This window comes from Bradyrhizobium sp. AC87j1, assembly GCF_002936975.1.
In the GTDB taxonomy this organism is placed as follows: Bacteria; Pseudomonadota; Alphaproteobacteria; order Rhizobiales; family Xanthobacteraceae; genus Bradyrhizobium; species Bradyrhizobium shewense.
Map to the genome: position 1 here is coordinate 37,704 of NZ_PTFE01000014.1, position 25,237 is coordinate 62,940.

At 61.2% G+C, this 25,237-nt stretch carries 16 protein-coding genes and 5 pseudogenes; 8 read left to right on the forward strand and 13 right to left on the reverse strand.

The window, feature by feature from the left end; genetic code table 11:
• Positions 1-22: 22 nt before the first annotated feature.
• The 10 genes and pseudogenes from CV770_RS10430 to CV770_RS10465 all read right to left on the reverse strand — a co-directional run bounded on the left by CV770_RS10430 (position 23) and on the right by CV770_RS10465 (position 10,303).
• Positions 23-1,279 (reverse strand): TIGR02679 family protein, encoded by a 1,257-nt coding sequence (locus tag CV770_RS10430; RefSeq protein ID WP_104462256.1) that lies wholly within the window; start codon positions 1,277-1,279, stop codon positions 23-25.
• Entirely contained in the window at positions 1,276-1,692 is a 417-nt protein-coding gene (locus tag CV770_RS43205; protein WP_245453717.1) for an SbcC/MukB-like Walker B domain-containing protein, read from the reverse strand. Before CV770_RS43205 ends, CV770_RS10430 begins: the two co-directional genes overlap by 4 nt.
• Positions 1,658-5,404: a TIGR02680 family protein gene (locus tag CV770_RS10435; RefSeq protein ID WP_245453718.1), complete on the reverse strand. Its 3,747-nt coding sequence runs from the start codon at positions 5,402-5,404 to the stop codon at positions 1,658-1,660. Before CV770_RS10435 ends, CV770_RS43205 begins: the two co-directional genes overlap by 35 nt.
• Positions 5,394-6,740: a TIGR02678 family protein gene (locus tag CV770_RS10440; RefSeq protein WP_104462257.1), complete on the reverse strand. Its 1,347-nt coding sequence runs from the start codon at positions 6,738-6,740 to the stop codon at positions 5,394-5,396. Before CV770_RS10440 ends, CV770_RS10435 begins: the two co-directional genes overlap by 11 nt.
• A pseudogene (locus CV770_RS10445) lies at positions 6,733-7,914 on the reverse strand (TIGR02677 family protein); the annotation flags it as partial. The pseudogene CV770_RS10445 and the gene CV770_RS10440, both read right to left, overlap by 8 nt.
• Entirely contained in the window at positions 7,905-8,246 is a 342-nt protein-coding gene (locus tag CV770_RS44200; protein ID WP_502693593.1) for a DUF2397 family protein, read from the reverse strand. The gene CV770_RS44200 and the pseudogene CV770_RS10445, both read right to left, overlap by 10 nt.
• Before the next feature lie 318 nt (positions 8,247-8,564).
• Positions 8,565-8,687, reverse strand: a pseudogene (locus CV770_RS43210) (DNA polymerase IV); the annotation flags it as partial.
• On the reverse strand, positions 8,684-9,409 hold the full coding sequence (locus CV770_RS10455) for an SOS response-associated peptidase (protein ID WP_104462258.1): 726 nt from the start codon (positions 9,407-9,409) through the stop codon (positions 8,684-8,686). The gene CV770_RS10455 and the pseudogene CV770_RS43210, both read right to left, overlap by 4 nt.
• Positions 9,410-9,412: 3 nt before the next feature.
• Entirely contained in the window at positions 9,413-9,862 is a 450-nt protein-coding gene (locus CV770_RS10460) for a hypothetical protein (protein WP_104462259.1), read from the reverse strand.
• Between the two features lie 45 nt (positions 9,863-9,907).
• Positions 9,908-10,303, reverse strand: a complete 396-nt coding sequence (locus CV770_RS10465; protein WP_201759787.1) for a hypothetical protein — start codon at positions 10,301-10,303, stop codon at positions 9,908-9,910.
• Positions 10,304-10,448: 145 nt separating this feature from the next.
• Between CV770_RS10465 and ku the strand changes: the two genes are divergently transcribed.
• Both ku and CV770_RS10475 read left to right on the forward strand, forming a co-directional pair.
• Positions 10,449-11,381 carry a non-homologous end joining protein Ku gene (ku, locus tag CV770_RS10470; protein ID WP_104462260.1) on the forward strand — a complete coding sequence of 311 codons (933 nt, stop codon included), beginning with the start codon at positions 10,449-10,451 and terminating at the stop codon, positions 11,379-11,381.
• 147 nt (positions 11,382-11,528) lie between these two features.
• On the forward strand, positions 11,529-12,146 hold the full coding sequence (locus CV770_RS10475) for a cell envelope biogenesis protein TolA (protein WP_104462261.1): 618 nt from the start codon (positions 11,529-11,531) through the stop codon (positions 12,144-12,146).
• Between the two features lie 52 nt (positions 12,147-12,198).
• On the opposite strand, the gene CV770_RS42530 is transcribed toward CV770_RS10475, so the two are convergent.
• Both CV770_RS42530 and ligD read right to left on the reverse strand, forming a co-directional pair.
• Positions 12,199-12,366, reverse strand: coding sequence for a hypothetical protein (locus CV770_RS42530; protein ID WP_201759788.1), 168 nt, complete (start codon positions 12,364-12,366; stop codon positions 12,199-12,201).
• A pseudogene (gene ligD / locus CV770_RS10480) lies at positions 12,366-13,268 on the reverse strand (non-homologous end-joining DNA ligase). Before ligD ends, CV770_RS42530 begins: the two are co-directional and overlap by 1 nt.
• 99 nt (positions 13,269-13,367) lie before the next feature.
• Between ligD and CV770_RS10485 the strand changes: the two are divergent.
• On the forward strand, positions 13,368-13,556 hold the full coding sequence (locus tag CV770_RS10485; protein WP_104462262.1) for a DUF3606 domain-containing protein: 189 nt from the start codon (positions 13,368-13,370) through the stop codon (positions 13,554-13,556).
• Positions 13,557-13,588: 32 nt separating this feature from the next.
• Here the strand turns inward: CV770_RS10485 and CV770_RS43215 are convergent.
• A pseudogene (locus CV770_RS43215) lies at positions 13,589-13,851 on the reverse strand (hypothetical protein).
• A 1,382-nt stretch (positions 13,852-15,233) separates the two neighbouring features.
• Between CV770_RS43215 and CV770_RS10495 the strand changes: the two are divergent.
• The 5 genes and pseudogenes from CV770_RS10495 (at position 15,234) to CV770_RS10515 (ending at position 25,237) form a co-directional block, all read left to right on the forward strand.
• Complete coding sequence (locus CV770_RS10495) at positions 15,234-16,196, forward strand: ArdC family protein (protein ID WP_104462263.1); 963 nt, start codon at positions 15,234-15,236, stop codon at positions 16,194-16,196.
• Positions 16,197-16,299: 103 nt separating this feature from the next.
• A pseudogene (locus CV770_RS41985) lies at positions 16,300-18,407 on the forward strand (ParB/RepB/Spo0J family partition protein).
• 185 nt (positions 18,408-18,592) lie between these two features.
• Complete coding sequence (locus tag CV770_RS10505; protein WP_104462264.1) at positions 18,593-22,915, forward strand: strawberry notch-like NTP hydrolase domain-containing protein; 4,323 nt, start codon at positions 18,593-18,595, stop codon at positions 22,913-22,915.
• On the forward strand, positions 22,915-23,976 hold the full coding sequence (locus CV770_RS10510; RefSeq protein ID WP_104462265.1) for a DUF7146 domain-containing protein: 1,062 nt from the start codon (positions 22,915-22,917) through the stop codon (positions 23,974-23,976). The genes CV770_RS10505 and CV770_RS10510 overlap by 1 nt, the downstream gene beginning before the upstream one ends.
• A gap of 337 nt (positions 23,977-24,313) precedes the next feature.
• The gene (locus CV770_RS10515; protein ID WP_104462266.1) at positions 24,314-25,237 is read left to right on the forward strand and encodes a DUF2493 domain-containing protein; all 924 of its coding nucleotides are present in this window, start codon (positions 24,314-24,316) and stop codon (positions 25,235-25,237) included.

Sequence of the window (25,237 nt, forward strand, 5' to 3'; positions counted from 1 at the left end):
ACGACGAGGGTGGAGCGGGCGATCATCGAGCCAAATCCTGTAGCAGTTCATCGGCCAGACTTTCTTCGGCTATCGCAAGACCGTGGGTTCGCATCGCTGCCGTCAGAGCTTCGTCCCAAGAGGCGTGGACCTCAAGGCCAGTCAATGAAAAGCCGGGACGTGGCGCGCGTGCTACTACCGCCAGATATTCCTTTACGTCGAACCGCCACGGGACGGCTCCAAATTCGCGCATCACATGATTGCCGATGCGCAACCCTGGCCAATCGAAGTCGCCATGATAGAGGAGGCGGCCGCCGGCGGTTACCAGTTGTTGCAGGATAACGCGTTGCGCGGCAGCAGGCATTCCCTCGGTGCATACCATCGGCGCACAGTTTGCGCCGAGTTTGTCGGCCGCGATAGCCAACAAATTGGGGTTCTCACAAACGTAGACATTTCGCGATCTCACGTCCCAGAGCGGATTGGAACGTAACAGAAAGCGAAGTGAGGCGTAATTCGGCTCCCCGGACGACGGCGTCTGACTGCTGTCGATGTTTAGGTTCAGAAACAGTGCAGGCCGTGCTAGTTCGTTGACCAGAATCCCTGCTCTAGCCCAAATGTCCCGAATCCGATCTTCACCGATGCCGCGAATGTCGTCGCTCTCAAGCAGCCGATTCTCGTCATCAGTGCGTTCGTCGCGACCCTTCTTGCGCCAGACAGCGAGTACCAGGGTCGCCACGGATTCGCCCATGTCGAGCGCATGCGCGTCGCCTAGCGTTCCGGCGGCCAACTGTGCACGGGTCATGCCCTTGGCTGGCAGAAGCTTGAGAACCGTATCCGCCTGCGCGCAAAGCCGCGCAGCGACGTCCGGGTTACTATTTGATAACCGCTTGAGCAGGCCTGTGCCCGAGGGAACTTGAAGAAAGCTCGAGAAATCCAGATGAGTTGCGAAAGATATCGCCTTCGACCATCTCGCGTTCAATTCGGTCTGAGCAGTTTCTGCGTGGATGATAGGGCCGTCGATCGACTCCAATGCTTCGCGCAACGAGCTTGCCACGCCTGCTCGGCTTAGGGCCGCATCGATCACTTGTACATCGATTTGCATGGAGCCCGAGAAACGTGCGGGCCGACCCATGAGCCCGGCAAGCGCGGAATGCTCGTCCCTGTTGAGGTTTGAAATGCGAAGGCGCTCTATTTTCCCATCAACCGGACCTCGCTCAAAGCGCTGTCGAAGACGCATTCTCAGCGATGCAAGTGCATCGCCGCCGAGCAGACGTCGGAGACGGCCGTCCCCCTCAATCATGCGTCTGCAAACCTTCGATTCGGATCATCTTCACGCTGCTTCGCACGGCCGTCCCACGTCCAACGAGAGACGTGTACTGCGTCGATATTCTCAAGCCTCTGAAGGTGGCAAATGGATACGCCCGGTAATTCGGCATAGCATCCCCACTCGCGTTCGCTTGTTACGACGAAGTCGAGGTCGAATTCACGAATTAGCGCCATGCAGTGAGCTCGCGCAGAATCGTCGATGCCTGCAAAGACTTCGTCGAGTAACACAAGCCGCGGAGAGTGCGGCGAGCCGCTCTGGCTATAAAAGCTTGCGACCGCTGCGAACAACGGAACCGTTAGGCCTAGCGCTCGTTCACCACTCGATGCTGGCCCGGAGAGCTTGCGCCACTGTTTATCCTGCCAACGTTGGACTGTGAATTGATGCATGCCAATGACGATAGTCGAGGGCTCTGCTCAATTGATCGAGGAGACTGCCGCCCGTAGTCGCGTCGGCGTTCGTACGTTCGATGTTGATTCGATCTTGCAGCATGGCACCGACCACGCTGCGATCCTCGGAACTCCAAAGGTCCGTACTCGTGTTCAGCAGTCGTTTTCGGGCGGCATCCAGTCCAACGGGCGCCCCGTCGGCCCCCTCGGCCAGCGGCAGCCATTGCAACCGGAAGCGAACTCCGGTGGATGTTGGTCGCTTGTATAGCTCCTCGTTGATAGCATCGACCTTCCGATCAGCGTCCTGCATTAGCCTTTTAATCGCGGCGGCAATCTCGGCTTGAAGGTGATTTTCGAGTATCTCTCGTTCTCGTGCCGTCAGAAGCTCATGACGTTGAGCAATCTCGCCCTCGAGTCGCTCCTTAAGCCGATCAGGCCGCTCCGGTCGATTTTGGTAGACGACAGTCACGACCAGTCCATAGTCGGCCGTCTGGTCCATTTGGGCCTGGTGGCCAAGCGCGCTAAGTGCGCGGCTGAGTTCGGTATAATCCGTAGAAAGATGACTTTGGATTCGCTTCCATGCTTCGTCGTCATGGGGAACGTCCGAAAGGGCTTGTTCAGCCCGACGTGCGAGCGTCAGTGCCGGTTCGATCGTCCACACACCTCGAGGATCAGGTAGGTCAATCTCCGGAAGCGCGATGGACAGAAGGTCGGTTGCAGCGAATCCCTGCAATCGAGTGATAGCTTGTTGACGCGCGGCGGCTCGCTCCTGCAATAGCTCGTCTGCCGAGATTACCTTTTGATCCGCACGTGCACGTTCTTCGCCTGCGCTGCGCGCAATTTTTCCCTTTTCCTTTGAATCGGCTTCGCTGAGTTCGAGCGCGGTCCGAGCTGCCTCGAGCTTGGCTTGTAGTTCGGCAACCTTCGTGCCCACCGTTTCTTGAAGTGTCTCTAACCGTATCCTCGCCTCGATAGCCTTGCGCCCCTGCTCGACTGCGTACGCAATATTTGCGTTAGCCTCTTGTTTGGCGTCTTGTTCACGGTTCTGTTGCTTCTGCAACTCCGATTGGGCCTGACGCAACTCGCGGGCCGTATGAGCAAGCGTCAGAACCTTTTCTGTCAGCTGCGCAAGCGTCGTATCGACCGCATTCAATTGGACATGATCCTCAGGAAGATGCAGGTCGTGAGCATCCTTCTGAAGGACTGATCGCGCATTGTTAAGGCGTTCGACGGAATCCGCTAGTCTTTGAGCGGCTTGCTCGAGCCGGCTGGAAGCCGCGATAAAGTCGCGGGCAGCTGATGTTGCTTGGGCATGGCAGGCTCGCAATAGGTCGTCTCCAGGAGAAACGCGCCACTCTGTCGCGGCGCGCTCTTGGTCGCGCGCCTGCTCCGCAAAGCGATCTTCCAGTGAAGTGCGTGCTTGCGCGAGCTCGTCGAGTCTGATCGAGATAGCCGCAAGCCTGCGCGTTCTAGCCGCGGCTCGGGCGGCGTAGCCTATGTAGATTGCAACCGGTTTGGACCAAGCGCCGGAAAGTGCTCCAATTCGGAAGCATCCCGTCGGCGATAGCCAGGTCTCCGCCTGGCCGCTATCTAACTCCGTGCAACTCATGCCGAGAAGCAGGTTCGTGACAACGCCCGCCGAGACCTGATCTCCCGAAGGCTGCAGCCAGTGAGCCAACGTTTCCGGCTGACGCGGCCGTTCAATCAGTTCCGTATCATGGAGCCGTCGGACTCCACTCGGGGCATGCATGGTTCCGTCAGGCTCCACCCATGCATCGAGTAGGCCCGATGCTTCGAGCGCCGCTTCGAGCCCGGCACGCTGAGATGCATCAAGACGCTCGTGGAAATCGACAAGCTGCCACAGCGGAGCGCCGGCACGGTCAACTCGGACCCCCGCCGCGCGGAATGGCGGAACGGGCGGTACAGCGTCCACGCCTTTCTCAAGACGCTCGCGCTCGGTCGTTAGGTCCGCCTCTTCGGTCTCGATAGCGCGTCGCTCGGCGATTAATGCCGACCGTCGGGTAGCGAGGCGCTCGCTGGCCACCTGCTGCGCTTCTTGCAACGAAGTGCGCGCGGGGTTCTCCCCCTCCAGGGTGACAACCCACGTTGCGAGCAAGTTCAGAGATCCTTGTGCATCTCGCAGCGTCAATTGTTGAAGAGCGCTGAAGTGCGTCTCCCAAGCACCAAGATGCGCATGTCCCTCAGCTTCAATGGCCTGATCCGCTGCATCGCGTCGCGTCTCAGCCGCCTTCGCTTCTTCCTGCTGCTCCTGATGCGACCGATTCTTCGCGTCACGGTCTCGCTCTCCTTCGTCGACGGTTCCGCGAAGGTTCCTCATGTGCGCAACTTGCCCACGCCGGCGTTCAATCGTCTGCCGCAGATCGTCTTTTGAAGATTCGCAGGCCTGTTCGTTCGATGCAGCGAGTTCGAAGAGCTCTGACCCGGTAAGAAATTCCCGTTTCCAGTGTTGCTCGATGCCGCTGAGCTCTGCGAGCGGGAATGCGGCCTTTCTGATCTCGAGCACTTGGTGGCCTATGCTGGCAACGCGCTCACCCCGCTCAGATGTGGCATTTTGTTCGCTGACAAAGCGGCTCTTCGATGCCTGCGACCTGGCGTCAGCCTGTTCGGCCTCGCGTTTGCGGTCATTGGCTTCTCTTGCGGCAGAATCTAGTCGATTCGCGTCCTTGTTCACCGGGTCAGATAATAAGACCTCTCGGCGTGTTCGGTTCGTGGCCACTATCTCTTCCGCGACGCGATGAGCTCCGTTCGCCTCTTCCTCTGCCGCTTGCAGCGTTTCTAGCTCTGACCGAGCCTCGTTAGCCGCACGACTAGCATTGTCGAAACCCGTTTGCGCGCTACGCAAGCCTCGTGCCTGCCGCCGTGTCTGTGTCCTGGCGTAGGTCCGGTATCGTTCCGTAAATTGGCCGACGTGACGAGCGAGCGCTTGGTAGTCGTGCAACTGCCGACGATCTTCCTCCAGTTGATTGAACGCATCGGCCACGTCCGTGAGAAGGTCGGTGGACAGCGGAGGCAATGCTTCCGTCAGCGCGGCCGACAAATTGGCTTCATCCGGTTTCTTCGACAACTGAGGTTGCCGAAGTTGAATTAGTGTGTCCATCAGCGCGGAATAGCGGGCATTACCCAGCTGGAAAAGATGCTCATCCACGGCACGGCGATAGCTCGCCGCCGTGTCATAGACTTGCCCATGATCGGCTAACGTCTCTCTCAACTTCTCCTTTGTCAGCACAACCCGCTGCGGGCTCGTCAGCCACACGTCCTGACCAACGCGCGAGCCATCGAGAATAAAGAACCAGCTATCGACGTTGGGTCGAGCCGCTACCGCCAACAAACCACTACCCAGAGTTAGGTAGCGTGGCAGTCCGTCTTCCGACAAGCGCCCAAATTCGATCCAGGTGTATCCCATTCGGCGGTCGTGCTTCCCAAGCAGCAGATTCCACGCCATCTTCTTCGTCGCGTCACCGTCTGGTTCGACTCGCGACGACTTCAGCTGGGCGTCAAACAGAAATGGAAGCGACAACGAGAGTACCTTGGACTTCCCGGTCCCGTTGTTCCCACGAAGCAGCAGGTGACCATCCCGAAACCAGAACTCCTCACTATCGTAGTGAAAGAGATCGACCAATCCGAGGCGAAGCGGCTGCCACCGCTCGCGAGCGGGAATGGGCAAGTCCGGCTTGGATCCATTATTGCGCATCGGAATTTCGTTGGCCTGCAGATTTGCGCGAAGTACCGGTTTCCCGGATCTCCGCCTGCCCGACGGCGAAGCGACTGATTGCAGGTAACGGACGGACACCGTTCGCCGAGATTGAGATCAGACGAAGCTTGCGCAACCGCTCTAAAGCGATACGAGCTAATTCGCGTTGCGTGCCTGGTTCCCGTGCCGATTTGCGCCAGTAACGACCATAACGTTCACGAGCTTTCTCAATAAAATTCGTGACGTCGACCTCAGTCGGGATCTGATGTTCTGGCTCATTTCCTTCGCGGAGCCTTCCAGCAAGATGCTCGGCCACCAGGAGCGTGACGTGCGCCTCGGTACCCTCTGCCGGCATTGAAAGATCGGTGAGTGCTCCCGTTTCGTCAGCAAGTGCCAAACCTTCCGCGCGCTGCTCGGCAATGAGACCAGCGGCTTCCGAGAGCCGGGCGCCCATCGCGCCGCGCTGATTTAAGAAATAAGCGCGCGTATTTGCATCGAGTGAGTCGGTGTAAACGACCGGATCATCAAGGAGACGACGCGACAGATCACGCCGTGTGGCGGTCCTACGGCCTTCGTCGCTATCCGGCACATGTTCATTGGTAAGGGCCTGCAAGCGCTGCTCTAGATCTTGGGGCGCTTCTTCCGCAGCCCACGTCGAAGGACCGCGCACCGCTGCAAGAATCCCGGCCAGCACGCGACGCTGGATGTCATAAAGCGCATCGTGCAGGTGTTCGGGAGTCTCGGAAACGTGATGCACAAAGCCCTCTTCCTCACCCGCGACGCGAACAAGAACACCAATGTCCAAGAGGTGGCGGCACACGGCCACGAGCTCGCGTCGTTCATGGTGTGTCTGCAGAGTGAAGCTGAAACCAACGTCATTCAAGGAAGGCTCTGCAGCGAACGCAAGCAATCGATCGCCAAGCACTCGTAGCGTGATTTGCGGATCAGCGCGCTCAAGTACGGCACACGCAAGGCAGAATAGGATATAGCGGCGTTTATCGTAATCCGGGAAGCCACGTGTGGGATCGAGGAGATCGGCAGGACGCTTGAAGAGACGAGCGCAATCACGTTCGACATTGAGGATCCAACCGGTCTCGCGTGCGAACCACTCTCTGAGAGTTTCAGAGTGGCGACGCACAGCCGCAAAATCTGGATGCGCCGAGGTCATTAAAGGCGTCATCAAGAGTGCGCGGAGTGCGGTTGAAACCTCCTCTCGTACATAGCGCGCTTGGTGCAGCCCGATGTTTTGACTCTCGGCGCGGGCCGCCCTGCCGTCCGAGCGTCCGCCGTCGCCACGCCGTGGTTGACCGTCCTGCTGTTCGCTCCCGCTACTCATGTCTCACCTCCATGGAAGTCACGGTGAGAAGGTGGTCGCGACCGGTGAACAACCCTGTTTCGGTTGCGATCTCAGCAGTCGAGTCTGCGTCGAGCGGCTCTAGGCGTACCCGCAACAGGCCATCGCCGGTTTGTCGTTCGACAGTCTCGTCGGGGTGCGTCTGCGCAGGAAGCGTTTCACCCAGAAGGTTGAGGAAAAGCTGAAACCCGTGACGATCGAGCTCGCCGAACTCAGACAGGCGAATGGGCTCCCCGCTCGCAAGACGTGCACGAGCCTCTTGGATTTCAAGATCTTCCTCGGTTAACTGCGCTTGTAACCGTTCTCGCTCGGCCTGACGGTCCTGCACGCGCGGCAGCGGACCACGTGGGGCCATCTCACCATATTCGCGTAAGCGCGGGTGAATACGTACGGGCGGAGCATCATTCCAAGGCGTCGTAGCTGGCAGGTCAGCGATTTCCGCGCCAATCAGGAAGTGCCGTGCCGGATTGAGTGCGAATGCAGCGCGGGCAAGCCGATGTGCCCCGTCCTCGCTGCCACAATCTGCAAACCAATGGGCAAGGACGCGAAAGTCTGCGGATCGATCGCTGCGTCCGCTGCGGCGTTCGTTCAATGCAGCGATAACCGCGAGCAGATGCGGAATGGCCGATCGCGCCCTGGATCTTAGCACCTCGCCCTGCGGCGGATCATTTCCTGGGCTAACGAACCAGCCTCGCAGACCCTTCCATCGCTCCGTCCAAGCATCAAGCGACCGAGCTAGCGCATCCTGTTGTTCGTTGTCTTGCCCGGGAGCCGCATCTCGGGCTTCGCGTTGCGACGCTTGCCGCAAAAGCTCACGAATGACTGGATCAAGCGCGATAAGATGCTGTGCGATGCCGCCCGAGCGGCTGACAAGGTCGCCGATGAATCGATCGAGATAATCGATCAGCCTCTTCTTATAGGCGATAATTGCAGTTGTATCCGAATGCTGAAGCTCGATGCTGCGTCCGATGCTCGCCATGAATGCCTGGGCGTTTTCGGCGAGACCTTCGAACACTCGAACCAAATCACGCAGGGTCTCATGAATTTTTGCATCGTCGAAGATGGGATCTTGCGAGAGGTTACGCAGAACCTGTAACTGCTTTGCAATGTCTTCGAGCGCAACGCTCTGCAGTTCGGCTCGCCGCCTTAGTGCTTGGCTGAATACAGTAAGGGCTGACTCGACGGCCTCTCCACCCTCAGTAAGACGAACAAAAAACGGGCACGGTAGAAGTCACTGATACTAGCAACACGAGCTGTGTCGGGCTGCGACTCGAGATTGCCCCATTCAGTTAGCTGCGCCAAAGCACCTTGAAGATCTTCGATCTTCGGAGGTGCGGTATCCCACTGCGCATCGGCAAGAACTTCGTCTGGTCTCAGATGGAGGCGGAACTGTCGCTTAGCCGCAGCGAATGCATCCATGATTTTCCGATAAAGTTCTGACTTCTCGGCGGTGACATGTCGGAAGAGCTCACGTGCATCAACTCTCATGGAATGGCGCTGCAAATAGAGGGACTTTAAGAGACTTATGTTCGCCAAGTGAACATGCTGCAACTTTAGAGCGCAGAGGTCAACCGGGATAAAGGGAGGTTGGATAACGTGGGGACATCGCCATTTTGTGCGGTGCCAAAAATACTGACCATACTGTTATTTTAGACCACGCAACCGCCGCACTATCGGAATCGGGAGCTAAGTCGAGGCTAATCCCCGAACGCAATGTCGTCGCTCAAAGTCTGCGTCTCTGGCGGCGCTCGGCGGAGAAGAGCTAAATTCTTCAGAGCGCGCCCCTCGTCTTGGAGTTGGTTCTCGCTTGCCGCGCAAGTCCAGATTATCACGCTGCCCGACGGACGCGTAGAAGGCGTACATGTCGATGTGGATTATTTTGCGCTGACGGGGTGAGGCCTCTGTCTGGTCGTCGTCCTCGCCAGTCACGTTGTCTGCCCGGCCGGGTCTTCCTTGACGCCGCGGGCGATGATCCTGAGCGATCCATTCGGAAGCGGTCGCTGCAAGTTCAAGACTTCGTCGGTTGGAGCCGTCATCCAGGTCTCGACTTCTTCCGGTGTTGTCAGGATGACCGGCATCGCCTTGGGGTGGATGGCGCCAACCTCGGCATTCGGCTCCGTTGTGAGAAACGCGTAGAGGTCGTTGGTCGTCTCGCCTTCCTTGACCTTCCGGACGGACGTCCAGTTGGTCCAGATGCCGGCGAAGCAGGCGAGGGGGCGGCTCTCATCTAGTGCGAACCAGATGTCGCCGCCCTCGGCCTTGTTAAATTCGCTGAAGGAGTTGAACGGCACCACGCAGCGATTTTCGGTCCCCAGCCACCTCGTCCAGTGCTTGCTCTTCACGTTGCGGATGTTGGTCGTGCCGCTGTCCGGCTCCATCCGCAGCAGTTCCTTGAAATCAACGGTCTTGCCTTTGGCCTGCAGCTTCTCGGCTCGTTTCTTCGTGGCGTCCATGAGCGCTTTTGACGACGATGGCATTCCCCAACGCGCCGTAGTGAGTTCGCGGCCCTCGAGCCCGTTGCGCACGATCGGTGCCTTGTAGTCCGGAAACACGCCAGGCATCGGCGCCAAATTTCCAACGTATCGATTCACGACACGAAATAGCGCGCTGATCGCGGCTTGGTTTGTCGTGATCGAATAAAGATTGCACATCGGTCAGGAATCGGTTCGAGGGTGGCGCGGCTGCCACGTCAATTGTAGCAGAGTCGCGGATGGACGCCGGCCCGCCTTGGCGCATTTGCGGCAGCGCAGCCTGCTGGCGAGATCGTGCACGAAAGTAGTCGGTGGGTGCTTCATCGCCGCGAGGTCCACGTCGCTCGGCGTCTTGCAGCGCGCGCACCTGATCTCCAGCCAGGGGAAGCCTCCATTCACGGCCTGATCGATGGTCGGCGACGGATCGATCGGTTCGCCGTCACTCCACATCCGCTCGTTCCAGCTTTCGCAAAGCAGCCTGTCGGCTTGCTGGATCATCGCCTCGCCTTTGGCCCGCATCTCCGCCGATTGGGTAGCCAGGATGTTAGCCATCGCGCGTGCCTTGCCGAGCTCTTTCGCCAGAGCCTTGCGATCGCCGCCCGACAAGGGCGTAGGGTGATACTTCGGCGCCATCCGGACATCCAGGTGCAACGAGATCGGATCGGCAAAACCTGAGCACTACGGCGTCTCGAACGCTGGCCAGCACCCGTCTTCTTCATGCCTGCCGGTACGCTGCTGGCAGGTGTTGTCGAACAACCGCTGCGCCACGTCCTTCCAGAGCGCATTATCGCCATACAAGCGGACGGCATCAGCGGTCTGGATTTCCACAGTCCGCTCGCAGCGGCGACAGGAGACGCCCAGCACGTGGGCCTTAATTTCCGAGAGGCGTTGCTGTCGGGCCTGGACCACGGTCGCGCCGGCGCGAGGGTCTTTGAGGACCGATTCCCAATATTCGGCCGGGAGCGGGGCATCTGGGCCCGCCGCGGACGGCGCTCGTCTAGGGTCGGCTTCAGCGGCCAATTTTTCCATCTGTTTCGGGGTCGGCATGCGCCAGCTCGCGGGTCGGTCGGTCATGCCCGAATTAGAACATAACAAGAACAAATGTCGAGTCCGACCAGGCAGCCGCTGAGAAAAATCCTCCTGTGGGACCGGTCGCGGTGTCGGAACCAAGCCGGATCGTTCGTCTTGAATCCGGTATCAGTATCGGAGTTCCCTCGGCATGGCCCCCCGCGCTAACTGGAAAGGCTTCCTGCGTCTTTCCCTCGTCACCTGTCCGGTTGCGCTCTATCCGGCCACGTCGGAATCCGAGAAGGTCTCCTTCAACCAGCTGAACCGAAAGACCGGCCACCGGATCAAGTACGCCAAGGTGGATGCCGATACCGGCGTGGAGGTCGACAACGAGGACATCGTCAAAGGCTACAAGGTCGATACCGATACCTACATCGAGGTGACGAAGGAGGAGCTTGAGAACGTTGCGCTGGAATCAACGCGAACTATCGAGATCGATGAGTTCGTCGATCGGAGCGAGATCGACCCGCGGTATCTGATCCGTCCCTACTACCTGGTGCCGGACGGGAAAGTTGGCCACGACGCCTTCGCCGTCATCCGCGAAACGATCCGCGAGATGAACAAGGTCGCGATCGGTCGCGTGGTCCTGACCAATCGGGAGCACATCATCGCGCTCGATCCGCTCGACAAGGGGTTGATGGGGACGCTGCTGCGCTATCCCTACGAAGTCCGCTCCGAAAAGGAGTATTTCGACGAGATCCAGGATGTCAAAGTCACCAAGGACATGCTTGATCTCGCAAAACACATCGTCAATCAGAAGGCGGGCCATTTCGAGCCGGACAAGTTCGAAGACCAGTACGAAACCGCGCTCATCGATCTCATCAATCAAAAGCGCGCCGGCAAGCCCATCACCGCGAAAGCGCGTCCTCGAGGTGAGAACGTCGTGGACCTGATGGACGCGCTGCGCAAGAGCATCGGAAGAGAGGGGGCGGCCGCGACAGAGCCGCCGAAGAAACCAGGCAAGAAGCCGCGCAAGGCGGCTGCGGGGCAAAAGGAAATGCTGATGCCGATCGCGGGCAAGAAGCCGGCGAAAGAGGCCGCGGCGAAGAAGCCTGCCCCAAAGCCGCAACGAAAGTCGGCCTAGCCTATCGTGAAGCATCCGGTGGCGCCGGAGCGGTCGGTACCTATATCCCGTACCGCCCGCGCTGTGCGCCCGCTTCGAAGAATCCCCGCTCACGAGGTAGACTGAACGACGCATCAAATGATTGCGTCGCGAGCGGGAAAGCGTGTCATGGCGAGAAAACTCAAGACCTACCAGGCGTCGCTGGGCTTCTTCGATCTGGCGATCGCCGCTCCCTCCATGAAGGCAGCTCTCGAAGCCTGGGGCGCCGACAGCAATCTCTTCCACCAGGGAGCGGCGAAGGAAAGCGAGGACCCAGACATCATCGCTGTGGCCATGAAGAAGCCTGGCGTCGTTCTCAAGCGCCCCGTCGGATCCGGCGGATCGTTCAGCGAGCATGCCGAACTGCCCACCGATCTTGACGGCGGCGGAAGACCGACGAAAGCCGCCCGCAAATCAAAGCGCCCTGTATCGAAGGAGCCTTCCTCGCGTCCTGTCGACAAGGTGGCGGAGCGGAAGGCCGCCCTCGCCTACGAACGGGAGGAGAGGCGCCGCGCAGATGAACGGGCGAGGGAAGAGGCCGCCAGGCAGAAGGAGCGTGAGCGCCGTCAGCGGGCCGTCGACAAGGCGCAGGCTGCGTTGGACAGGGCGGAGCAGGAGCACGCGAAGTGGGCCGGCGCCATCCAGGCCGAGGTTGAGGCTCTCGCGAAGAGATCGCAAACTGAAGACGCACGCTGGAGTAAGGAGAAGGAGCGATTGGAAGCTGCGCTGCAGCGTGCGCGGAGTTAATTTCTTGACGGGTTCTTGCTTTGCGGCATTGAGTGAAAGCCAGAGGGAGCGTTCATCGTTCGGGATCTGGTACGCGCGCTGCGGCTCGGTTCACCGCGGTGCGGTCCCGTCGGTCTTCAGGAGCAAGCTCCATGACCGCCCGATGCAGCTCGGCCGGAATCGTCAGCGGACTTTCCAGGGGCTTGTTCGCCCATTGCCAGAAGCGATCGAACGCATCCATCACAGGTCCTCCCGCAGGCCCCGGAAGAACGGGTGACGGACCTTTCCCTCGGCTGACTTCGCGCGATACTCTATCTCGGCCAGAAGCTTGGGTTCGACCCAGATGCCCTTGTGAGCGATACGCCTGGTATAAGGCTGGGTCTTTCGGATGTGGGGTTTAAGCCGTTTCTGCAGATCGGCGGCCGAGACCTTGTCGAAGCCGTGATCGACTTTGCCGGCATAGACCAGATCGTCGCCCTTGCGCCGGCCGACGTAGATCCCGTCCCACTTCGTCCCATCGAGTGCGAAACCGGCAATGGTCAGCGTCTCCCGCTGCACGCAGGTCTTCTTGACCCAGTCGTTCGTGCGTCCCTTTGGATAGAGGCTGCCCCGGACCTTCGAGACGACGCCTTCGAGGCCGAGCTTGCAGGCATGCGCGAACATCTCGCGGCCGTCTATCTCGAAGCTTTCGCTGAACTGGATGTCGGTGCCGCCTAGGATCTTCTTGAGTTCGGCTTTGCGCTGAAAAAGCGGTAACTTCCTTATATCTCGGCCGTTCAGATAGAGCAGATCGAACGCTACAAGCACGATGCTCTTCGATTTGCCCTTGAGCTCGTTCTGTAGAACCGAGAAGTCGGTAGTGCCGTCGGCGGCCGGTACCACGATCTCGCCGTCCACCACCGCCGAGTTCGCCTTGATCCGCTAGGCGTCATGAGCGACCTTTTTGAAGCGATGCGTCCAATCGTGGCCGCGCCGGGTGAAGATCTTCGCCGTCTCGTTGGCCAGATGGACCTGAACACGGTAGCCGTCGAACTTGATTTCGTGAATCCAGCGCTCGCCGGATGGCACCTTCTCGATTGAGGATGCGAGGGCCGGTTCGATGAAGCCGGGCAAAGGCGCCTTGACGCCGATAGCCGCCGGCATTTTACGCTGAGACGCCACTGAAGTACTCCACGCTACAGCCGATTCAAATTGGCACAGTTGGAATCGTTCCGGAACCTGCGAATCCCATAGGAGGCACCCATGGCGGTAGCGAAGAAGAGCAAAACGGCGCGCGGACGAAAGCAGGACCGGGCGCGGGTGGCAGGCGGGCAGGATTACGAAGTGCAGTACGAGGCAAAGAAGACCGGAAGGCCGGCGCCAGCAGTGAAGAAGGCCGTCAAAAAGGTCGGCAACGCGCGCAAGCGGGTGGAGAAACGGCTGGGCCGCTGAGTTCGGAGAGACGGGCTGGCGTCCGAGGGTGCCTAGTCAGACGGGCATTCAGGGCAGGTATCACCGATCGAGTCCAGCACGTCGGAACCGCGGCCTCCGCTGCGCGAGGGGAGACGGCTGCTGGCGGGTCTTGACGGGCGATGTCGAAGGCCCGCTCTCGTGCAAGCGGATCGGCGCGGTCCTGCATCCAACCGTGCTCCTCGCACTCGTGGATGGCGCCGGCTTCGTTCAGCACATGGATTGCCCAACCGCGCAGGGTGCGGATCGCAGGCCGTCTCTGCTTGGTCATCAGCATTGAAAGAGTTCTCCCACGCTGAAACGAATCGTTTAGTCCCGCAGACGTTCCCCATCGCTAACACACGACTGGGATTCGGGATCGTGGGATCTCGTGGTCTTTCGAAGGCCGAATTTTCCGCCGGCCAGATGCTAGGGTGGGCAAGAACGAGCCGAAGAAACCAGACGTCCGAACTCTGGTGGTCGCTCCTTGTCCGTTTTGCGCGTGCGGCTGTCGCCGCACCGGGCTCTCGTGAACCGAGCCGCGCAGCGTCTCGGCCTTGCGGCTTCGATCCCTCGCGCACGAGCAGATCACGCCCTCGCGGGGCAGAAACGAAAAACCGGACCTTTATGCAGCAGCCACCTGCACAAAGGTCCGGCCTTATCTTAGCTTGCCGCGATACCAAACGGCTGCAAAGGACGCTTCATATCCTTTGGGAGGTCTCGCTTTTCATGCGGGTTGCGACCCGAAGGCGGCAATAGATCAGTAGCCGATACGACTACTTCTTTTTCTTTGAAGTCTTCTTTGCCACCTTCTTGGTGGCTGCCTTCGCGGTCTTCTTTGCCTTCTTCGCTTTCTTGGCCATGTCGTCCTCTGTAAGAATTGGCTCTGAGTGAACATGCCCATGCCGTGCATAGACATGCGCACGCGTGAGACGATATCACAAAAGCAAAATTGATACCAACGAGACGTGCATCCGTATTGAGTCGTTCGCCGGAGGCACTGGCTCTCGGGTTTCGCCGTCATTGCATTCCGGCGTCGCTATCACTGCCCTTCGGGTCGGGTGCCTTCTTAACCGGTCTCGCGACTGCACTCGGTCCCGGGTCCCGCCGCTACGCGTCGGCCGCTATGCTGACCCTCCTGCGGGTGCCTCTTTTGCTGCGTCCCGCGAATGGTTTTCGCTTTCGCTCCGCAGGCCCTTTCTTCCATAATTGTGAGACTCTGAAAATGCCGGGCGGTTCTCGTATCATTGCCTGCATCACTTTCGCTCAGGTCTTGGCGCGTGCGGCAAGAGCCGCACCGGGCTCTCGTGAACCGAGCCGCGCAGCGTCTCGGCCTTGCGGCTTCGATCCCTCGCGCTAGAGCTTTGGTGCTCCTCGCCGGGGGCACTCGGGAAAGGGGCTCGCCTGCGGCGATCGCTATCACTGCCCCGTTCCCGGGTGCCGCTATTGAACCGGTCTCGTCGCTGCACTCGGACCCGCGTGCCCCTTCGGGTCGCTATGCTCACGCTCTCCGGGTGCCATTTTCCGTTGAGGCGATGCGCCCTTGGGCGCACGCCTGATCGGGCCTGCGGCCCCTCAAGCAGATTGCGAAGAGGCTGAGAGTAAGAGTGCAGGCTGTTTTTTCCGTGACGGGTTACAAGCTGCGAGAGAGGCTCGCGGTGCCCGTCGCGGAGACCCGCGATGTCAAACCCTAATGCTTGCGCGCGCGCCGGCCAGGACCGGGCGAACCTCTATAACGAAATCACCGACAGGATCATTGCCGAGCTTGAGGCCGGCCGCGTGCCCTGGGTCCAGCCTTGGGGTACGGCCGCGGCGAAAGCGCCGCTGGCCATGCCGAAAAACGCGTCGACCAACCGGCAATACAGCGGTGTGAACATCCTGATCCTCTGGGGAGCCGTGATCGAACGCGGATTTACAGGTCAAAGTTGGCTCACCTTTCGTCAGGCGCTCTCGCTTGGCGGCCACGTTCGCAAGGGAGAGCGCGGCACCAGCATTGTCTACGCGGATCGTTTCGTTCCGAACGACGAGAAGCGACGCGCCGCCGAGACCGGCGAAGACGCGCAGGCAATTCCATTCCTCAAACGATTTACCGTCTTCAACACCAATCAGTGCGAGGAACTGCCCGACGGCATTGCTACCCCTGCGCCGCCACCGCCGGCTGGCCTCATCGAACCCACGGTCGACGCCCTGATCAAGGCCAGCGGAATCCCATTTCGGATTGGTGGAGATCGCGCGTTCTATGCAACAGCCGAAGACTTCGTTCAGGTCCCGCCGCCACAGGCCTATTTCGAACCCATCAATTGGCACCGCACGGCCTTGCATGAGCTCGGTCATGCGACAGGGCATCCCACGCGGCTTAACCGCGACCAGAGCGGATCCTACGGCACGAAGAAATATGCCTTCGAAGAACTGGTCGCCGAGTTGAGTTCCGCGTTCAGCTGCGCGTCGCTCGGGATCGTCCCGACCGTGCGCCATGCCGACTATATCGGCTCCTGGCTTGAAGTCTTGCGCGAAGACAATCGGACCATCGTGCGTGCCGCCTCGCAGGCGAGCAAGGCCGCGGACTATTTGCTCGGCTTCGTTCCCGGGTCCATTGAGCCCGCGTCGCTGGATTCGGTTGTCGCCGATCACGAGGTGGCGTGATGCTTGGCCTCGTGGCCGCGCGAGAGTGAGAGGAGGGGAGGCTGTTTGCGACGGGTTGGAAGCCGAGAGAGAGTCTCACGGCCGCCCGTCATGGAGAGCCAAAATGACGAAAGCCGTACAAAAGATCACGCTGTCGCCTTCCCGGGACATCCCCTTCAACAAGCTTGTGCTCAGCCAGTCGAACGTTCGCCGCGTCAAGACCGGTGTCTCGATCGAGCAGCTGGCCGAAAGCATCGCGCAGCGTACGCTTCTGCAAAGTCTGAGTGTCCGGGCCGTCGTCGACGGAGACGGCAACGAAACCGGCATGTTCGAGGTGCCGGCGGGCGGCAGGCGCTATCGTGCTCTGGAGCTCCTGGTGAAACAGAAACGCATGTCAAAGACGCAGGCGGTGCCGTGTGTCGTTCGCGAAGGGGGCATCGCCGCGGACGATTCGGTGGCGGAGAACGATGAGCGGGTCGGTCTGCATCCGCTCGATCAGTTTCGGGCTTTCCAGCTCCTCCGCGATCTCGGGATGAGCGAGGAAGACATCGCCGCGCGCCATTTCGTGAACCCTGCGATCGTCAAGCAGCGCCTGCGCCTGGCGTCGATCTCGCCGAAGTTGCACGACGTCTACGCCGAAGACGGCATGACGCTCGAGCAGCTCATGGCGTTTTCAGTCACTGGGGATCACGTCCGCCAGGAGCAAGTCTGGGAGAACGTCAGCCGTTCCGGTTATGACGAGCCTTACCAGATCCGCCGGCTGCTCACTGAGAACACCGTGCGCGGGTCCGATCGCCGGGCGCAGTTTGTGGGCCTCGATGCCTATCAGCACGCGGGTGGCGGCGTTCTGCGGGATCTGTTCGAGTACGACGACGGCGGCTGGCTTCAGGACGTCGTGTTGCTCGACCGCCTCGTAGCCGAAAAGCTCAAAGCCGAAGCTGAGACGATTGCTGCCGAAGGCTGGAAGTGGATCTCAATCGCCGTAGAGTTCTCCTACGGTCACACTCAAGGCCTACGAGAAATCGAGGGTAAACCTGTCGATCTCTCGCCTGAGGAGCAGGCCACTATCGATGCCCTGAACGCCGAGCAGGCCAAGCTGGAAAGGATGCCGACGAATTGCCCGAAGAGGTCGATCAGCGTCTCGGCGAAATCGAGGTGGCACTGGCGGCATTCGAAGATCGGCCGATGCTTTACGAACCGACGGAGATCGCCCGAGCGGGTGTCTTCATCAGCATCGATTCCGAAGGACGCCCCTCGGTTGACCGGGGTTACGTCCGGCCAGAGGATGAGGTGCCGGCAACTGATGCTGATGTCGGGCGGGGCGTCGATGCGTCGTCGACCGAAGGTCAAGAAGAGGGCCCTTCCGTCCAGCGTACGGTGATCGCGGTTGCGGGTGATGCTCCTGATGCTGAAGAAGATGATGAGGACGCGGCGAAGCCTCTGCCGGATCGGCTGATCACCGAGCTGACGGCGCATCGGACGCTTGCCTTACGCGATGCGCTCGCAGAAAATCCCGCGGTCGCGTTCCAGGCGGTGCTACATAACTTCGTCCTGACGGCCTTTTACCGGTTCGCATCGTCCGGGAGCTGTCTTGAGATCGGCCTTCGGACGCCGACCTTTCCGGCCCAAGCTCCGGGGCTGAGGGAAAGCGTCTCCGCCAAGGCTGTCGAGCTGCGGCATGAGGCTTGGAAGGCGCGCTTGCCGAAGAGCGAGAACGATCTCTGGGATGCGCTGACGGCTCTCGATGGTGGCGCACAGGCATCGCTGTTCGCCCACTGTGCGTCATTTGCGGTCAATGCCGTCTATGAGCCGGCCAATCGTTACAACCAGGGTCGCGTCTCAGCCCACGGCGTCCGCACGCGTCTCGACCAGGCGGATGTGCTGGCGCGGGCGGTCGGGCTCGACATGGTTCAGGCAGGGTGGAAGCCCTCCATCGACAACTATCTCGGCCGGGTCACCAAGCCGCGAATTCTGGAGGCCGTGCGGGAGGCCAAGGGCGAGTCGTCAGCGCAACTGATCGACCATCTGAAGAAGGCCGACATGGCCAAGGAGGCCGAGCGCCTGCTGGATGGCTCGGGCTGGTTGCCGGAGCCGCTGCGTCTCGTCGATCCCGATGCGGCGCCACTGGGGCAGGATGGCGAAGCGGGCCCGCTACCCGAATTCCTCACCGACGAGCAGGATCAGGAGAACGCCGGCGACGAAGATCCGCAACAGCTCGACGCGGCTGAGTGACATCACAGAGCGGGACGGCTCCGGCCGTCCCGCGGTTGCTTGGGGACCGGTGCTCAGCGCCGGTCCCCATTCTTATGGGCGAGGGCTCAGAGGGAGAGGCAGGCTGGGAAGGGTTTGAGCCATCGGGATCAGAGGAGAGCGCCTGATGGTTCGACCCGTTCCTGCTCTCCGAAAGAAATCCTGCCATGACCGAATCTCTTGCCGGCGGTGCCGCCACGCCGCTCTCCATGCATGCCGCTGCAAATCTCACCTCTGCCGCTGTCAGGGCCGCGCGACAGGTCCTGACCGAGCTCGAACGCGGCCGTCGCATCGATGCCGCTGTTCTGCGTAGCGCTATGGAGTCTGCCTTCGGCGCCTCGGACACGGCCGGCGTTTGGAATTGGAAGACCGCCTATGACGTCTGCGAGGCGGCAACCGTTCTGTTCCTTCGCAAGTTCGGTCCGGCCATGCGCGCCAAGGCCGGCTCGACCGTCGCCATGCTGCCGATGCTTGCGCGAGTGACTGGTCTTCTCCCGACCCACACGCGACGTTCCGAAGATAGTCAGGCGCTTCAGCAGTTCTCGACACCGATCCCGCTGGGGCTGGCCGCATGCACCGCAGCCGGCATTACACAGGCCGATCGCGTTCTGGAGCCCTCCGCGGGGACTGGTTTGCTTGCCGTCTTTGCCGAGCTTGACGGCGGCGTCTTGCTATTGAACGAGTTGGCCGAGACCCGGGCGGGGCTGCTCGAGCAGCTATTCGCGGGCGTTAATGTCACGCGGTTCGACGCCGCGCTGATCGATGACCACCTTGACGATGGTGTCGCACCGAGCGTCGTCCTGATGAACCCGCCGTTCTCGGCACTGGCGAATGTCGATCGACGGATGGCGGATGCGGCCCTCCGGCACATCGGTTCAGGACTCGCGCGTCTTTGCGATGGTGGGCGCCTCGTCGCCATCACTGGCGCAAGCTTCGCACCGGATAACCCGGCATGGCGAGATGCCTTTGTGCGGCTCCAGGAACGCGGGCGGGTGGTGTTTTCCGCCGCCGTCGATGGCGCCGTTTACGCCAAGCACGGTACTCAGACGGACACAAGGCTGCTTGTGATCGACAAGCTGCCTGCTGCCGATCCGATTGCTTTTCCCGCCTCGCCAGGCATGGCGGGTGATGTCGCTACCTTGCTTGGCTGGGTGAATCTGCATGTGCCTCGAAGGCTGCCCGTCGCCACGCCATCGGAGATCGTTGTTATCGGGCGGCCAAGGATGTCGCAGTTGGTTGGCGCCGCCGTTGCACCACGCATATCGTCCACTTCAAGAGACGCCGCGCCAGGAGGCGTCGAACTAGCGTACGAGACGGTCGAATGGTCGCCGCCGGAAGGTGCCCGACTAACCGATGCGCTCTACGAGGAGTACGGATTGCAGTCGATCTGCATTCCCGGATCGTGCGCACATCCGACCAAGCTCGTGCAGTCTGCCGCGATGGCGTCCGTTGCGCCACCGAAGCCATCCTATCGTCCGCACCTGCCGGCCAATGTGATGGCCGACGGAGTTCTGTCGGATGCTCAGCTGGAGAGCGCCATCTATGCCGGCGAGGCGCAGTCCGAATTCCTGGCAGGCTCCTGGACGGTCGATACGACCTTTGATGTTGTGGCCGCCGCGCGCGACGACGCCGAAAATGCTGTCCGCTTTCGCCGCGGCTGGTTCTTGGGCGATGGCACCGGGGCGGGCAAGGGGCGGCAGGTTGCCGGGATTCTGCTCGACAACTGGCTCAAGGGCCGGCGCCGTGCGGTCTGGATCAGCAAGTCCGACAAGCTGATCGAGGACGCGCAGCGCGATTGGTCCGCGCTGGGCATGGAGCTGCTGCTAGTCACACCTCTGTCCCGGTTTCGCCAGGGCACCCCGATCCGGCTCTCGGAAGGCATCCTTTTTACCACCTACGCCACGCTACGGACCGACGAGCGCGGTGAGAAGCTTTCGCGTGTCAGGCAGATCGTCGAATGGTTGGGTTCGGACTTCGACGGAGTGATTGTCTTCGACGAGAGCCACGCCATGCAGAATGCGGTCGGGGGCAAGGGCGAGCGCGGTGAACAGGCTGCCTCTCAGCAGGGGCGCGCCGGCCTTAGGCTCCAGCACGCCTTGCCGAATGCTCGCGTGGTTTATGTGTCGGCGACGGGCGCCACCACGGTTCATAACCTCGCTTATGCCCAACGCCTCGGCCTTTGGGGCGGCACCGACTTTCCGTTCGCCACCCGCGCCGAGTTCGTCGAAGCGATCGAGGAAGGCGGCGTCGCGGCCATGGAGGTGCTGGCGCGCGACCTCAAGGCGCTCGGTCTCTACGCGGCACGCTCGCTCTCTTACGAGGGCGTCGAGTACGACTTGGTGGAGCACCAACTGACGCCGGAGCAGGTTCGCATCTACGATGCCTATGCCGGTGCGTTCAGCGTCATCCATAACAACCTCGATGCGGCGATGCGGGCCGCCAACATCACTGGCGCAACGGGAACGCTGAACGGGCAGGCCAAATCAGCGGCACGCTCCGCTTTCGAAAGCGCGAAGCAGCGCTTCTTCGGCCACCTCCTGACTTCGATGAAGACCCCGTCGCTGGTCCGATCGATCGAGCGCGACCTTGATGCTGGCCACGCTGCTGTTATCCAGATCGTGTCGACGGGCGAAGCGCTGATGGAGCGCCGGCTCGCCGAGATCCCGACTGAAGAGTGGGGCGACGCCCAGGTCGACATCACGCCGCGCGAGTATGTCCTCGACTATCTCGCCCACTCCTTTCCGGTCCAGCTCTACGAGCCCTTCACCGACTCGGAGGGCAACCTCTGCTCCCGGCCTGTCTATCGCGACGGCCAGCCGGTCGAGAGCCGGGAAGCCGTCGCACGACGCGACCGCCTTATCGAGAAGCTTGCATCACTACCGCCTGTACCTGGGGCACTGGATCAGGTCATCCAGCGCTTCGGCACCGAACTGGTCGCCGAGGTGACCGGCCGCTCGCGCCGCATCGTTCGAAAGGGCGACCAGCTGGTGGTCGAAAGTCGAGCCGGTTCAGCCAACCTCGCCGAGACCTCGGCTTTCATGGACGACGTCAAGCGCATCCTCGTGTTCTCCGACGCCGGGGGCACGGGGAGGAGCTACCATGCCGAACTGTCGGCCCGGAATCGCCGCTTGCGCGTCCACTACCTGCTCGAGCCCGGCTGGAAGGCCGATGCTGCGATCCAGGGCCTCGGCCGCACAAACCGGACCAATCAAGCGCAGCCACCGTTGTTTCGTCCGATTGCGACCGACGTGAAGGCCGAAAAGCGCTTTCTCAGCACCATTGCCCGCCGGCTTGACACCTTAGGGGCCATTACGCGCGGCCAGCGTCAGACCGGAGGGCAGGGCCTGTTTCGCCCCGAGGATAATCTCGAAAGCCAGTACGGACGTGATGCGTTGCGTCAGCTCTACGCGCTGCTCGCGCGAGGCAAGGTCGACGGCTGCTCGCTCGAGAAGTTCGAGGAGGCGACCGGCCTGAAGCTGACAGATGCCAATGGGCTCAGGGATGAGCTGCCCCCGATCACGACCTTCCTCAACAGGTTGCTCGCGCTCACCATCGACCTACAGAATGTGCTGTTCACCGCCTTCGAGCAACTCTTGACCGCGAGGATCGAAGGCGCGGTTGCATCCGGCACCTACGACGTCGGGTTGGAAACCCTCCGTGCCGAGAGCTTTGTCGTCACCGACCGGCGGACGATCTATGACCATCCGGGGACCGGCGCCGAGACCCGGCTGCTCACGGTCACCCAGCGCCAACGCAATCATCCGGTGAGTCTGGATGACGCTCTTGCTCGTCTTTCCGATCGTCAAGCCGTCCTGCTCGTCAATGAGCGCTCGGGACGAGCCGCCGTGCAGGTCCCCGCGGCGAGTGTCATGCTCGACGACGGCGAGATCGAGCGTCGCGTCCGTCTGATCCGGCCGATGGATCAGCACACGGTCCCCTTGACCACCATGGCCGAAAGTCATTGGGACGAAGCGGATCGCGAACGCTTTGCCTCGACCTGGCTGGCGGAGCTTGCCGAGGTGCCCGAGTTCACGGAAAGCACGATCCACGTGGTGTCGGGATTGTTGCTCCCCATCTGGAAGCGGCTGCCGAACGAATCCACCCGCGTCTATCGGCTCCAGACAGATACGGGCGAACGCATCATCGGCCGCAAGGTATCCGCGACCTGGGTCGCGAACGTGCTAGCGGCCGACGCTCCGGCGCTGACGCCGGATGCAGCCTTTGCCGCGCTCGCGGAAGGGCGCACCGTTCTCGACCTCGCGGAGGGGCTCCAGCTTCGTCGCGTCCGGGTGATGGGTGCTTATCGCATCGAGCTGTCGGGCTTCAACGACACGATGCGCGATCGACTGCGGGCCCACGGCCTCTTTGGGGAGATCATCTCCTGGAAGCTACGCATGTTCGTGCCCATGGACGCGAGCGGTGTGCAGGTCCTATCGAAAGTGCTCGACACTTATCCGGTAGCGCGCATCTGCGAGCGGGTGGCCGCCTGATGTCCCGCGATGCTTCCGAACTGGCACGCCGACTCGCGCGCGACGCCGAGGCGGTGTGCCGACACTATCTCTCCCACGGCAAGCGCGCGGGGCGATACTGGGTGGTCGGCGACGTCCACAACACGCCAGGCCGCTCGTTGTTTGTGCGGCTCCAGGAATCGTCGAAGGGCCCCGCCGGCAAATGGACCGATGCCGCGACCGGGGAGCATGGCGATCTCCTCGACATCATCCGCGAAAGCCTTGCCTCGCGAGACTTTCGCGAGGTCGCTGAGGAGGCGAGGCGCTTTCTGAAGCTACCTCGTTCAGAGCAGCAGCTGGCGCCGAAACCCATTCGTTCAGTCGCGCCGGCCGGATCGCAGGAAGCCGCTCGTCGGCTCTTTGCGATATCCAGCCCCATTGAAGGGACATTAGCCGAGGCGTACTTGCAGCGTCGCGGAATTACTTGCATCCACCATGGTGGCAGCTTGCGCTTCCACCCGCGTTGCTACTATCGACCGGACGAGCATTCGTCGACCGAAACCTGGCCGGCGATGATAGGCTCTGTCACGGACCTCGAGGGACGGATCACGGGCGTGCATCGCACCTGGCTAGATCCACACGGCTTTGATCGCGTGCGGCTCGGCAAGGCCCCGATCGACACGCCACGACGGGCAATGGGCGACCTGCTTGGTAACGCCGTTCGCTTCGGCGTGGTGGACGACGTGCTCACTGCGGGCGAGGGGATCGAGACCATGCTGTCGCTGCGTTATGTACTGCCGACCTTGCCCATGACCGCTGCTCTCTCGGCCAATCACCTCTCAGCCATGTTGCTGCCGTCTGGCCTACGCCGACTCTATATCGCCCGTGACGCAGATGCCGCCGGAGATGCCGTACAGGCTATTCTCACCCAGCGCGCAGAAGCCGCCGGCATTGAAGCGATCGCATTGTCGCCCCGGCTGGGCGACTTCAACGAAGATCTGCACATCTTCGGCCTCGAGGCCCTCCGAGCAGCGTTGCTACTGCAGCTCGTACCGGAGGACGTCGTCCGTTTCCTGCATTCGTCGATGGCAACCGCGGAATAGCCCCGTCAATTCCATGGGCGTCGACAGGTCGGTCGCGGTGCGGCCACTGCCGGAAGAGGACGCGACCACGGCCTTCTAGAGGGCGATCGGACGGCAAGCGGCTCGGGCCGGCAATGGCTGCGTCCGGCTATTTTCCGCCGCGCGCTGGCGACAAGAAGACACATTAGCCATCTGGCGAGCGCGCTTTGCATCGCGAAGCAAAATACCGGCCTCCGCCATCCTCCGCTGCGCTTCGGCCCTCCGCTCTGCTGCGGGTTCTGGCCCGTTCCGCCTGCCGTCTGAGTGATCGCCACGAAGGCCGCGATGGTCGCGGCCGATCCGGCAAAGGATCGCCTCCATGACCGACCACGATGACATCGAATCGCCGCACGTCTCTTCTCCGACCGAACACGTTCTTACCGAATTGCAACTTTACGGCTACCGCCGGTTCGACGATCGGCCTGATCCACGACCACTCCCCGAGGGCAGGATCATCGCCGGCGCCGTCGCCGATATATTCGATGCCCTGGTCGCGACGTTGAGCGACACCCGGCTAGAACCAGACCTCGACGATCTGCTCTGGTCGACCGTCAACTTGTTCCACCGGGCCGTCGACCGCATCGGACGCCAACTCGACGACAACGAACAGGCGCAACAGAAGAGTCAGCGCGAGCAGGACGGTTCCGAAGTTCGATCCGTCGAACTCGAACGCATCACGACGGAAGGCATCACGTTGATTGAGCGCCGCAACTGCCTAGAGCTCTTCCGTGATCAGGCCATAGAGCGCTTCGAGACTCACACCGGCTCATTCTGGCGCCCCCGATCAGGATCGCTAGTGAACCATCGTACGCTGACCGCAGCGATGATCGACTCCCGCGACTTCATCGCGGCCAAGCGCCGCGCCGAGACCGAGGTCATGCTGCCTGCTGGGCCGAAGATCGCGCTCACCGGAGGGCTCGACTTCAACGACCACCACCTCATCTGGGATCGTCTCGACAAGGTTCATGCCAAGCATCCCAACATGGTCCTGCTCCATGGCGGCTCCCCGAAGGGTGCCGAACTGATCTCATCCAAATGGGCGACGATCCGCAAGGTGCCTCAGATCGCCTTCAAGCCTGATTGGACGAAACACGCAAAGGCAGCACCTTTCAAGCGCAACGATGCCATACTCGAAATCCTGCCGATCGGCGTCATGCACTTCCCGGGCACGGGGATCCAGGACAACCTCGCCGACAAGGCGAAGCGCCTCGGCATCCCCGTCTGGAGGTTCGGCGGCGCGTGA